Origin of the sequence: Microcoleus sp. LAD1_D3 (assembly GCF_036702135.1) — a bacterium.
GTDB lineage: Bacteria > Cyanobacteriota > Cyanobacteriia > Cyanobacteriales > Microcoleaceae > Microcoleus.
On record NZ_JAUBSB010000099.1, the window covers coordinates 1 to 12878 of the forward strand.

The window sequence follows — 12878 nt, forward strand, 5'->3', positions numbered from 1 at the left end:
AGTTTTGAAGGAATATATTAGAAATCAAGAAAAGCCGTCCTAGAAGGACGGGGCTTGAATCCCGTTTTTTTGGTCAAAAAGGTCGATCGGCTTAATCAGGAAGACAAACATCAGGAGGGCACAAACCGGGGAAATCCAAAGTTGTGACTTCCAGCGTATCCAACTCAACTCTCCGAATTACATGATTGTTGGTATCAGCAACAAACAAGTGAGGCCCGATCGCACTCAACCCTGAAGGTTCAAAGAATCGAGCCTTAAGGCCTTTAGCGTCCACCAAACCCGCTGTACCATCTCCAATCATAGTTCTGCACGTACCGCCTCGGTGGTCGATCCGCTTAATTTTGTGATTGTAAGTATCAGCAACCCAGAGATAATTTTGAGCGTATTCAACACCCAAACAGTGCTGCAACCTTACCTCATCAGCGCGACCATCTTTATCTCCAAAACCAAACAATTCACCGCTACCGCAAACAGTGCGAACCTTCGGGTCTTCATCTATACCCACAGCGCGAATCGAACTAATTTCGCTGTCAGCAACAAACAACTCCGATCGATCCGTAGCGAGGCCGCTGGGCTGAGAAAAAGCAGATTCTGCAAGATTTCCGTCCACACAGGATTCTCGGCCAATACCCGCATAAGTGCCGATCGTGCCAGTGTCTAACTGCATTTCGCAAATTTGGTGGGAACCCGCCATTGCAATAAAAAGTCTATTTCCAACTCTTTCTAAATCCCAAGGCGAATTCAATTGCGTTTCTAAACCCTTGCCGCTGCGGGGTGAAATTTCGTGACTTTGTTCGCCCGTACCAGCAACAGTTTCCACCCGTTGAGTCGTAAAATCAATCTTTCTGAGAGCATGATTTTCCGTATCAGCAACATATAGAATTTGGCTTTCTGCATCAAAAGCCATACCTTGAGGTGCAAAAAACTCAGCCTCTTCAAAGTCCCCATCAGTTAAACCCGGTTTGCCACTACCGATGACGTGCAGCACCTCACCTTCGAGGGTGCTGACAACAATCCTATTGTGTCCGGAATCGGCAATAAATAAGCAAGAACCGACTAAGTTTTGTATGACTGAATTAGCAGGTCCGGGCAATACAGTTTCATCTACAGATTCATTATCCTCAGTCATTTCGCCCAAAAGCGCGACCTGTTGGTGAAGCTGTTTGGCCTCCGTTGCACCGATGGCAAATGCCAGCACTTTACCGGGAAAAGCCAGCGGTGTTGATACAGGTTTGCGCTGTTTTTCTAAGCTAAAACTGAGTTGTTTAAAGTTAAGTGCATTTTTATCTTTGTATTCAGCAATTAACTTGCCAACTAATTCGTCCAGTGCTTCTCTATTGCCTTCGCCGGAAACAAAGCCAACGACATAACTTTCAGGATCGATCACCATTAAAGTCGGCCAAGCGCGAACGGCATAGCTTTGCCAAACTTTCATGCCACTGTCAACGATTACGGGATGTTCGATATCGTAGCGGAGGATAGCTTGGCGGATGTTTTCTACTTCTTTTTCGTTTTCAAATTTGGCAGAGTGAACGCCGATAACGGTGAGAGAATCTTTATATTTTTGTTCGAGGTATTTTAATTCTGGGAGGACGTGCAAGCAGTTGATGCAGCAGTACGTCCAGAAGTCGAGGAGGACGACCCGGCCTTTTAGAGATTCAATGGATAAAGGTTTGTCGGTGTTCAGCCAGGGGTAGTTTGCGGGGAATTCTGGTGCTCGGACGCGGGGCATGGCATCTCCTGGTAGGGCGTGAATGATTTTTTTACTTCTTTAATTTAGCGGGAAGTTTGGCAGGATGGGAAGAAAGCTGATTAAACCAGGGTTTTTGGAGACAGCGAAGATGGCTGTGCCACAAGACGGGGGCGAGGGAGGATGGTAAAACCGACACCGAGTCAAAACGGTTGTTGCTTTTATAAATTACATAGCCAACGAGAAATAGATGCAACTTGATTCTCCTGATTCAGATTTGCAGCATTACTGAGACTCCGGTTTTCCAGTTGATGCCAGATTTCACCCGCCATCCTTCTTGCAACTGCCGATCCCACAAAGAAAGTCAGAGGTGAGTGTCCAACTGTGGAAAATGCTTCGCGTATGCGATTTAGTGCTGCTTGTGCCGTTTTCCAATGCTCATCTGCACCTGCAGGATCGATTCCACCTTTAAGTTCGCCCAATGCAATAACATAGGGTGCCACGATAGATGGCTCAATTGCGCTGGATTTATTAGCTACCAACTCCGTCGGGGCAAGATTAAATAAACACAAATCCACATTGCTCCTGACGAGTGGAACAGTTAGGTTATAAATCAATGTGCGATTACCTAGCTCGCTCTCCCAACTTATCCCACGTAAAGACAACTCAATTCCTGTGTCATCATTTGTCATGGCTATCCACTTTTTTGTCTTTGAGTCTTGCCAATAATATCTCTTACTAGCAATTGTGAGAGTCGAGAGGATAGCACGAGTTAGTTTTCTTTGTGCCAATGCTCCGCCAACATTACGCATTGAGCCACCAAGCGTGTCACCACGAGTCAGTAGAAATCTAAAGACCAATTCCTCCACAAAATTTGTGCCTGCTGGCTCAAGAAAATTCCTGATTAGACCATTGATAGCTTCACTCTTATCCTTTGGCATCAAATGAGCAAGAGACTTGTCAGATAATCCTGCTGCAGTCAACAATCCCATTTCAATGCCCTTAACATTTAACAAATCAGCAGGACTCTCAGCTTGACCAGCAGCTTCTTGAAGTGCTCTTGCTTGGGCCACGTAAGGGGTAGCGCGTCGATTTTTTTCAAGGGCAAGTGCAACAAAACCCGCACGAGTGTCTTCATAGGTTGTGACAAGATCGTCACTGGATTGAAGGTGGTTACGATAAGCACACATAGGTATCGAGTTATTGTTTTTTCCATACATAAACGCACTTCCTCAAAGGAGCGCGTCCATAGTTTCCCATCTGTTGACTACTATTCCCCTTATCACCTGGTAAGACGAGAATATTTTCCGTAACAAAGCCTAGTTTTTCAGCAAAATCAGAAAGAATCATGTCCACTGAAATGCTTATACCTGCGTAGCGCACATTGTCATTAACCATAAACAAAAATGCCCCTGGTTTAAGGATACGAAAGCTTTCTTGTATTACGCAAGCCATTTCATAGAAATATCCTCTTACCATTCTTGGTATACCATTGTTGTTCAATATACCCTGTGACTTTTGGGTGTCCAAGTATCTTAATATAGCCTGCAATAGAGTTTGCGAATTAGCAATACTTAAAGCTATTTCCCAAGCCGGATTGATAGCCAATAAATCTTTGGGGTGATTCTCAACCGTACAACTTAGCATTTCCTGACGCAGATTAATTAATTCCTTTTCAGAAATTCCTAGTAAAGCTAGCTCTAGTGCATAGGTGCGAGTATAGTCATATCGATTGCAGTAGGGTGGAGATGTGATGATTGCATCGTATGTAGAGTCCGGCAAATCGGGCATTATCTTCAGACAAGAACCTTGATGCAAATTAATTTTGCCTTGTTGATTATTCTGAGTTTGAAAAAGCTCAAGTTGGTGTGTAGGAGGTTCTAAGTCGTTAACAAGTTCATTAAATTTTTTGGTAATAGCTTGACTGAACTCAAGAACCTCACCTTTATTGAAGGACTTCTTTGACGTGCCATGACCCGAACGGTAATCCCAACGAAGATACTGTCCATCTTTGCGTGTATAGCTTACGGATTCTAAAACACACAGTAAAGTCAAGACTAAAACTGATTGAATCTTGGTATTTTCTTGATAACAAGCTCCAAGATATTGCTCAATTTCTATTTTATTTTGTTCGGAGTAAGCTCCTTTAGTGATCCTCAATTCTGGCAGAGTGACTGGGTTTTCAAATTGTTTCCATATTTGCAAATTAAACCATGTCTTTAGCCGCTGAAAATCATCAAGAGTAAAGGCAGTGTCTAAAAGGATTTTGGTATTAATTATTTGTTGCCCAATAGGTAATAATTCAATCCCCTCACCATCTATTCCCAAGTCGCTAGCAGCAAATAAAGCAGTTCCACTACCTGTAAAAGGATCTAAAATCTTGCCTTGAATGACTTGATATTTTTGGAATAAGAACTCTACCAGAGAAGCGGAGAAAGCTTCCTTATACTTGTACCACCTATAAATGGGTCTAGTTTTGTTAGCCTGAAAACTAACCAAAAGTCGCGTAAGCGAGGGCTGGACTACAAACTTGTCTTGAAAGCGCTCGTGTAATTGCCTGTCAAGGTTATCAATCTCTCCCAGAAAGTCACTTTCCACTTCAGAGGCGATGTTGGAGATGCTTGACATATTTACCATGACTACAAATTATTAAATAACTAACTGTCGATCGTAGTATACCAGTATCTCCAATCAAAGAACGGGTAGATTTCGCTACCCTTGTAAATTCTCTCTGACGAACCACAAAATTAACAGCTTCAGAAATTCGCCCCTCTTGCTGAGCCCCAATTTTCTCCTTGGTTTTCCCTGCTGTTATTTTCCAGCATCACCAATACACCGTTAATTTTATTCTGGTCGATCGCACTTGCCATCGACTTAACCCCACAAAATCTAACAGCAACCGCCGCCGTTATAATGCCAAGTCGAATCCGTAATTAACACCTTATCCGGCATTAATCCCCCCAACTTCCCAGCAGTTTTATCACACACCGCCGCCGGAACTCCCCGCTGCAAAACGTGACCTGCCCCGTCATCAAACAGATCTTCAGACCCCGTATAAATCGCCGTCTTGCCAGTGAAAATGCAAGCTCCATCATCCGGTACAGGCACTTTGAAAGACACCGAATCCAGGCTTTCTAACAGCAAATCCGCATCTAATTGATAATTGTGTTTGTCGAGCAGCCGGTAAGGACGGCGGGCCCGCACTTCGACTTGCCCAAAACCAACGTCTACAAGGTGTTGAACGTATTCTGCGTATGTCAAAGCGCCGGACAAACACAAGGCGCGCAAGCGTTGGTCTTCCTTCAAATGCTGCGGAATGGGGCGAGTTGCGATCGGATCGCTCATCAACAATCTGCCACCCGGTTTTAACACCCGATAAGTCTCTTTTAATGCTTTAGCTAAATCCGCTGGTTCAAAGATATTAAACAAGCAGTTTTGGGCGACAACATCTACAGAAGCATCCGGCACCGGCAAGGCAAAAGCATCGCCTTCACAAATTTCTACAAAACTCGGATCAAACCAATCATTTTCGTGGGCGGCTAGTTGCAAGTTTCGTGCAGCCGCATCTCGCATTGCTGGAACCGGATCGACGGCAATAACCGCTCCTTTGTGTCTAGAAAAATATGCAAATTGTAGTGCTTCCAAGCCGCCGCCGACGCCTACATAAAGCACGAAGGGATTGCCGACGAGTTCGGCGGCGTGAACGGTTGTGCCACAGCCGTAATTCATTTCTTGCATTTGTTCGGGAATTTTTAATCCTGGCAATTGCAAGGGACTGCTTTGGACGCAGCAAAGTCCGAGTTGGGGTGTTTCGGCGACATCGCTGTAGAATTTGGCTGCTGTTTCGAGGTAGGTCATTTTTTAGTGTCCTAATTTTTGATTTTTGCCTGCAGATGGAGCACGGGCGGGACGCCCAGGCCACGAAGCCCAGAAAGATTTTGTTAGGTGGCAAATTCGACTTTTTGTTCGGATTTGGGCTGATTTTCTGGTTCGGAAACAGTTGTTTCGGGTTCTGCTAATTCGTTGGTTGGCTGGCTAGGAGTTTCAGCGGCAACTGGTGGCGTTGGCGGTACAAGATTGGGAGACTGTTCTGGTATCGCGGGAGCGACTACTTTTGGTACTGGAGCTTTTTCTGTTATTTCTGGCAGGGTTGGCGGATATGAAGGATTAGCAGATTGGGGTTCTTCACGCAAGAAGTTGCGGAACCGATTGTAGTATCCTTTATATTCCTGTTTTTTTGTTTGGGGAGATGCTGTTGGGGTCGGTTCTATTATTTTAACGGGTGCAAAAACTTTCGGGGTTTCTAACTGTGGAGTTGCTGTCGCTGTCGGTTTTATTACTTGAACTGGTTCTACAATTTTCGGCGCTTCTAACTGTGGAGTTGCTGTCGGCGTCGGTTCTATTGCTTGAATTGGTTCTACAATTTTCGGCGCTTCGAGTTGGGGGGTTGCTGTCGGTGTCGGTTCTATTACTGGAATGGGAGCAACTTCGGGAATGACTGTTGGCTCTAAGCTGGGTTGGGTAACAGGGGTTTCTGGAACCGCTGGTGAGGGTGGGACAACTGGTGTTTTTTCTAATGCAGGTGTCGGTGTCGGTTCGGGGGTTGGGGTTGGTGTCGGTTCGGGGGCTTGGTAGGTACGATCGACTATACCGCGACTTTCTGCTGCTGTTAGTTCGCCCCGCACTAATTTTGAAAGAGGCTCTTGGCCAAGCGGCTGGAAATTTATCAGTCTGACTGTATTATTAAAGGCGTTTTTGACGATATTTCCCCGCTCGTCAATTAATTCTAGCTGTACCCAGTTTTTGCCTGGTTTGAATCCTTTAAGATATATAGGTTGCCACTGGTTGATCGCAAAGCTTTCCCCGTTGACTGTGGCTCGAATTTTCCAATCGAGTATTTCATCTTGGGAATTTTCTTGCGCCACTTGGTGCGTGGGGGCATTTGTCAAGTAAAAGTCGAGCAGGATGGGCTCTGCACCGTAGCTGCCTTGGGGGCTGTTGTATGTTAATAGAGGCAATGTTCGATCGGGATTATTGTCATCTGTTTTGGTAAAAACGTGAAAGGTGGTTTGAGCCGCGGCACCTTCGTTTTTAAAGCTTTCTTCCCAAGGGCGAGCGGCAAACACCTGGAGGGTATGGGTTCCGGGTTCTAAATTCGACAGCGTTAAAGGTTGGTTGATGTCGTAAACTGCTGCATAAGGTTGGTTGTCTAATAAAACTTGCAGATGGGGGCCCAAACCCAAGTTTGCCTCTTTGAAAATGGGCAAGTCCTTCACTTGGAACTGAACAGACACATTTATATCCTGAAGCACTTCGTCAGGTAATGGATACAAAATACTAATTTGAGGCTGGTAGATTTCTAGAGCCTGACGCAGTTGTTGAATGGCTTCTGGGGGAGAAACCTCTGAAATTCTGTTTACTGGGGCGGTAGCTGAGCCGCTCTTGTTCCCTGATTTGGGCAATTCGGGATGGCCCGCGCCACAACTTGCTAAACCCAAAATTAATACTGCTACTGCGAACAATGCCACCAGCCTGCCCGCAACCGTTCTGTGCCAATTGATCCCAATCACGCAACCATACTCCTAGAAGCCTTCTCATAGGGAACTATAGCCCAAAAATGAATTTAGTATGGGGGAATTGCCACTCAGGAATTTCAAAGCGGCGTAGGAACCCGGATTGAGGCAGCAGCGGGCAACCCCTCCTCTCCGACTATTAATTGCTGCAGCCTTTTTCCAAAACATATATCTACAAATGAGTATTCCTAAATTACCTTATCTTTGAGTTTTGTAAAGTTAATGGCAGTACCCCTTGACTTTTTCGAGGGACTGTGGGATTTAAAGGCGTTATTACATCAAGAATTGAGCCTTTTTTAAGTATTGTTAACAAGCGATTAATACTTCTCTAGCAAGCTTATAATTCATAAAACTCCCTCAAAAGGAGCAGGCGTATCAAGTCTGAATCAAGGACGCGATCGGCGGCTCCAGATAGCGAGAAGAGTTAGCAGTACCCAGTCACATTGTTAGCGACACTGGGAAACTGGCTTCTTCACAGAAGCAAAATGCTTGGGGAAACGATGCACCTGCGTCTAGCTCTGCAAAGAGTAAAGTGCCATGTAGTGTCGGCTTTTTCGAGAATCCCCCGCCTAATCAAGCGTGGGGAGTGTCCGGTACAGTGTTCAGTTCTCGTTCCTTGTCTTACCGAGAGGAGAGTCTTCATGACCATTAGTCCTCCAGAGCGAGAGGTAAAAGCTAGGGTAGTAGTCGATAAGAATCCGGTTCCAACTTCTTTCGAGAAGTGGTCAAAACCCGGTCATTTTGATCGCACTCTAGCTAAGGGGCCAAAAACCACCACTTGGATTTGGAACCTCCACGCTAACGCTCACGACTTTGACAGTCATACAAGTGACTTAGAAGACGTTTCGCGCAAAATCTTTAGCGCTCACTTCGGCCACTTGGCAGTAATCTTCGTATGGTTGAGTGGCGCATATTTCCACGGCGCTAAATTTTCCAATTACGAAGCTTGGCTGACAAATCCTACAGCCATCAAGCCCAGCGCTCAAGTGGTCTGGCCGATTTTTGGTCAAGAAATTTTAAATGCAGATGTAGGCGGCGGCTTTCATGGGATTCAGATCACCTCTGGTCTATTCCAACTGTGGCGCGCCAACGGCATCACTAACTCATACCAGCTATATTGCACTGCGATCGGCGCCCTGGTAATGGCAGCTTTGATGCTGTTTGCCGGTTGGTTCCACTATCACGTCCGCGCTCCGAAACTGGAATGGTTCCAGAACGTGGAATCGATGATGAACCACCACTTGGCAGTTTTGCTAGGCTGCGGTTGCTTGGGCTTCGCAGGACAGCAAATTCACGTTGCTCTGCCGATCAATGCTTGCATGGACGCGATCGATGCAGGTTCACCGCTGACAGTCGGCGGCAAGCTGATCAAAACAGTTGCCGACATCCCCCTGCCGCACGAGTGGATTTTGACACCGGGCTTGATGGCTGACATCTACCCGAGTTTCGCTAAAGGTTTAACCCCCTTCTTCACCCTCAACTGGGGCGCATACACAGACTTCCTGACCTTCAAAGGCGGTCTGAACCCGACGACGGGCGGTCTGTGGCTGACCGATACAGCACACCACCACTTAGCTTTGGCAGTGCTGTTCATCGTTGCTGGTCATATGTACCGCACGAACTGGGGCATTGGCCACAGCATGAAAGAAATCCTAGAGAACCACAAAGGCCCCTTCACTGGTGAAGGTCACAAAGGTCTCTACGAAATCCTGACTACTTCTTGGCACGCGCAACTGTCCATTAACTTGGCACTGATGGGCTCTCTGAGCATCATCGTGGCTCAGCATATGTACGCGATGCCTCCCTACCCCTACATCGCGACGGACTACCCGACTCAGTTGTCCATCTTCACCCACCACATGTGGATAGGCGGATTCCTGATTGTTGGAGCAGCCGCTCACGGAGCAATCTTCATGGTTCGGGACTACGAACCGAGCGGTAACGTCAACAACCTGCTCGATCGCGTGATCCGTCACAGAGATGCGATAATTTCCCACCTGAACTGGGTTTGTATATTCTTGGGCTTCCACAGCTTCGGTTTGTACGTTCACAACGACACGATGCGGGCTTTCGGTCGTCCTCAAGATTTGTTCTCGGATACCGGGATTCAGTTGCGTCCGATATTTGCCCAGTGGGTGCAAAACATCCACGCCTTGGCTCCGGGCACAACAGCGCCTAATGCTACGGAAATCGTCAGCCACGCTTTTGGTGGCGGTGCAGTAGTAGTCGCCGGCAAAGTAGCGATGATGCCGATCGAGTTGGGTACGGCGGATTTCATGATCCACCACATCCACGCTTTCACCATTCACGTTACAGTCCTGATTCTCTTGAAGGGCGTGTTATTTGCACGCAGTTCTCGCTTGATTCCTGACAAAGGCAACTTGGGCTTCCGGTTCCCTTGCGACGGCCCCGGCCGTGGCGGTACCTGCCAAGTTTCGGGTTGGGATCATGTTTTCCTAGGCTTGTTCTGGATGTACAACTGCATCTCGATCGTGATTTTCCACTTTAGCTGGAAAATGCAGTCGGACGTGTGGGGAACAGTATCGCCAGACGGCACAATTTCTCACATTACCGGCGGCAACTTCGCACAAAGTTCGATCACGATTAACGGCTGGCTGCGGGACTTCCTGTGGGCGCAAGCTTCTCAGGTGATTCAGTCCTACGGTTCGGCACTGTCGGCCTACGGTCTGATGTTCCTAGCTGGACACTTCGTCTTCGCCTTCAGCTTGATGTTCCTGTTCAGCGGCCGCGGCTACTGGCAAGAACTGATTGAGTCGATTGTTTGGGCTCACAATAAGCTCAAAGTAGGTCCCTCCATTCAGCCTCGCGCTCTGAGCATTATTCAGGGTCGGGCTGTGGGTGTAGCTCACTACCTCCTAGGAGGAATTGTCACTACGTGGGCATTTTTCCTAGCGCGAATCATTTCGGTAGGGTAAACTACCCCTAGGTTTTGGATTCTCGATTTGGGAGGAATCTCAAATCGAGAATCCAAACTCCGAACCGAATCCCTTCAATTTTGTTCAGGATTCAGGATTAATCAAGGCTTATGGCAACGAAATTTCCAAAATTTAGCCAAGACCTTGCCCAAGACCCGACCACACGGCGGATCTGGTACGGGATTGCCACAGCACACGACTTTGAAAGCCACGATGGCATGACGGAAGAAAATCTTTACCAAAAGATTTTTGCTTCTCACTTCGGCCACATAGCAATCATTTTCTTGTGGACTTCGGGCAGCCTGTTCCACGTAGCATGGCAAGGTAACTTTGAACAGTGGATTAAAGACCCCCTAAACGTCCGCCCGATCGCTCACGCGATTTGGGACCCGCAATTCGGCGCTCCTGCAGTAGAAGCTTTCACTCAAGGGGGCGCTTCTAACCCAGTAGACATCTCTTACTCCGGTGTCTACCATTGGTGGTTCACTCAAGGGATTCGGACGAACGCCGACCTGTATCAAGGAGCTATCTTCTTGCTACTGCTGGCCGCTGTCTTCCTGTTCGCAGGTTGGTTGCACCTCCAGCCCAAGTACCGCCCCAGCTTGTCTTGGTTCAAAAATGCTGAATCTCGCCTCAACCACCACTTGGCTGGTTTGTTCGGTGTCAGCTCTTTGGCTTGGACTGGTCACATGGTTCACGTTGCTATCCCCGAATCTCGCGGACAGCACGTAGGTTGGGACAACTTCCTGTCTACCCCGCCTCACCCGGCCGGTTTGGCTCCGTTCTTCAGCGGTAACTGGGGCGTATACGCCGAGAATCCAGATGCAGCGAACCATGTCTTCGGTACTTCCGAAGGCGCGGGAACCGCAATTCTGACTTTCTTGGGCGGCTTCCACCCTCAAACAGAATCCCTGTGGCTGACAGACATCGCTCACCACCACTTGGCGATCGCAGTTCTGTTTATCGTTGCCGGTCATATGTACCGGACTAACTTCGGTATCGGTCACAGCATCAAAGAGATGTTGGATTCTAAGGCTGGTTTGATCGGCGGCAAGAGTGAAGGACAGTTCAACTTGCCTCACCAAGGCTTGTATGAAACTTACAACAACTCGCTGCACTTCCAACTGGCATTTCACCTCGCTGCTTTGGGCGTAATTACCTCCCTGGTAGCACAGCATATGTACGCGATGCCTCCCTATGCTTTCATAGGTAAGGACTTCACGACTCAGGCTGCGCTTTACACCCATCACCAGTACATTGCTGGATTCATCATGGTCGGCGCTTTCGCCCACGGAGCTATCTTCTTGGTGCGGGACTACGATCCTGAAGCAAACAAAGGCAACGTGCTCGATCGCGTGTTGCAGCACAAAGAAGCGATTATCTCTCACTTGAGCTGGGTGTCGCTGTTCTTGGGCTTCCACACTCTCGGCTTGTACGTTCACAATGACGTTGTAGTTGCTTTCGGAACTCCTGAAAAGCAAATCTTGATTGAACCAGTGTTCGCACAGTTCATCCAAGCTGCTCACGGAAAAGCTCTCTACGGCATGGACGTGCTGTTGTCTAACCCTGACAGCATTGCTTCTACCGCTTGGCCCAACTACGGTAACGTATGGCTCCCAGGCTGGTTGGACGCGATCAACAGCGGTACTAATTCTCTGTTCTTGGCGATCGGACCTGGCGATTTCTTGGTTCACCATGCGATCGCACTAGGCTTGCACACCACCACATTGATCTTGGTCAAGGGAGCTCTAGACTCTCGCGGTACTAAGCTGATGCCGGACAAGAAAGACTTCGGTTATGCTTTTCCTTGCGACGGCCCCGGCCGTGGCGGTACTTGCGACGTGTCTGCTTGGGACTCTTTCTTCCTGGCTATGTTCTGGATGCTGAACACCCTGGGCTGGGTAACTTTTTACTGGCACTGGAAGCACCTGGGCATCTGGCAAGGTAATGTGGCTCAGTTCAATGAGTCTTCTACCTACCTGATGGGCTGGTTCCGCGATTACCTCTGGCTGTATTCTTCTCAGTTGATTAACGGTTACAACCCGTATGGTACTAACAACTTGTCAGTCTGGGCTTGGATGTTCTTATTCGGACACCTTGTTTGGGCAACTGGTTTCATGTTCCTGATCTCTTGGAGAGGTTACTGGCAAGAGTTGATCGAGACTTTGGTTTGGGCTCACGAGCGCACTCCTTTGGCTAACTTGGTTCGCTGGAAAGACAAGCCTGTTGCTTTGTCCATCATCCAAGGTCGTGTTGTTGGTTTGGCTCACTTTACTGTGGGATACATCCTCACTTACGCTGCCTTTGTAATTGCCTCGACGGCCGGGAAATTCGGGTAACTCTGAACTCTGGTTTCTAGGTAATTAAATGAAATCCCCTGCCTTCTGGCGGGGGATTTTTTTGTATATGTTGTTTAACTGAAGCTGTTAATCAGGAATCTGAGGGCGATCGATCAGTCCTAAAAACCTTCAGGTCAAAGCTTTTCGCGGTAATTTGCACCTACAGAAAAATTTATAGTGCGAGCGGGGTAAAATTAGTAGTTAGGTTCCCAAGTTTCGGGGATAAGTGGTTTATGGAGAGGACTGGGTTGTGAATACAATTATTGACCAAAAAAACGGGATTCAAGCCCCGTCCTTCTAGGACGGCTTTTCTTGATTTCTAATATATTCCTTCAAAACT

General features: G+C 47.5%; 7 protein-coding genes. 2 read left to right on the forward strand and 5 right to left on the reverse strand.

Annotation, left to right across the window (positions count from 1 at the left end; translation table 11 throughout):
• Positions 1-91 precede the first annotated feature (91 nt).
• The 5 genes from QUA74_RS28295 to QUA74_RS28315 all read right to left on the reverse strand — a co-directional run bounded on the left by QUA74_RS28295 (position 92) and on the right by QUA74_RS28315 (position 7260).
• Positions 92-1732: a thioredoxin-like domain-containing protein gene (locus tag QUA74_RS28295; RefSeq protein ID WP_333335780.1), complete on the reverse strand. Its 1641-nt coding sequence runs from the start codon at positions 1730-1732 to the stop codon at positions 92-94.
• A gap of 179 nt (positions 1733-1911) precedes the next feature.
• Positions 1912-2910 carry a type II restriction endonuclease gene (locus QUA74_RS28300; RefSeq protein ID WP_333335783.1) on the reverse strand — a complete coding sequence of 333 codons (999 nt, stop codon included), beginning with the start codon at positions 2908-2910 and terminating at the stop codon, positions 1912-1914.
• Positions 2891-4327, reverse strand: a complete 1437-nt coding sequence (locus tag QUA74_RS28305; protein WP_333335785.1) for a site-specific DNA-methyltransferase — start codon at positions 4325-4327, stop codon at positions 2891-2893. Before QUA74_RS28305 ends, QUA74_RS28300 begins: the two co-directional genes overlap by 20 nt.
• 252 nt (positions 4328-4579) lie before the next feature.
• The gene (arsM, locus tag QUA74_RS28310; protein ID WP_333335788.1) at positions 4580-5548 is read right to left on the reverse strand and encodes an arsenosugar biosynthesis arsenite methyltransferase ArsM; all 969 of its coding nucleotides are present in this window, start codon (positions 5546-5548) and stop codon (positions 4580-4582) included.
• An 83-nt stretch (positions 5549-5631) separates the two neighbouring features.
• On the reverse strand, positions 5632-7260 hold the full coding sequence (locus tag QUA74_RS28315) for a hypothetical protein (RefSeq protein WP_333335791.1): 1629 nt from the start codon (positions 7258-7260) through the stop codon (positions 5632-5634).
• 644 nt (positions 7261-7904) lie between these two features.
• Between QUA74_RS28315 and psaA the strand changes: the two genes are divergently transcribed.
• On the forward strand, positions 7905-10199 hold the full coding sequence (psaA, locus tag QUA74_RS28320; protein WP_333335794.1) for a photosystem I core protein PsaA: 2295 nt from the start codon (positions 7905-7907) through the stop codon (positions 10197-10199).
• A gap of 110 nt (positions 10200-10309) precedes the next feature.
• Positions 10310-12538, forward strand: coding sequence for a photosystem I core protein PsaB (psaB, locus tag QUA74_RS28325; RefSeq protein WP_333335797.1), 2229 nt, complete (start codon positions 10310-10312; stop codon positions 12536-12538).
• The last annotated feature ends 340 nt before the right edge of the window (positions 12539-12878 follow it).

Excerpts from the sequence above, each read along its gene's own strand:
- QUA74_RS28300 (WP_333335783.1), bottom strand. The coding sequence starts at position 2,910 with ATGTATGGAAAAAACAATAACTCGATACCTATGTGTGCTTATCGTAAC.
- QUA74_RS28295 (WP_333335780.1), bottom strand. The coding sequence starts at position 1,732 with ATGCCCCGCGTCCGAGCACCAGAATTCCCCGCAAACTACCCCTGGCTG.
- psaB (WP_333335797.1), top strand. The coding sequence starts at position 10,310 with ATGGCAACGAAATTTCCAAAATTTAGCCAAGACCTTGCCCAAGACCCG.
- QUA74_RS28305 (WP_333335785.1), bottom strand. The coding sequence starts at position 4,327 with ATGGTAAATATGTCAAGCATCTCCAACATCGCCTCTGAAGTGGAAAGT.
- arsM (WP_333335788.1), bottom strand. The coding sequence starts at position 5,548 with ATGACCTACCTCGAAACAGCAGCCAAATTCTACAGCGATGTCGCCGAA.
- psaA (WP_333335794.1), top strand. The coding sequence starts at position 7,905 with ATGACCATTAGTCCTCCAGAGCGAGAGGTAAAAGCTAGGGTAGTAGTC.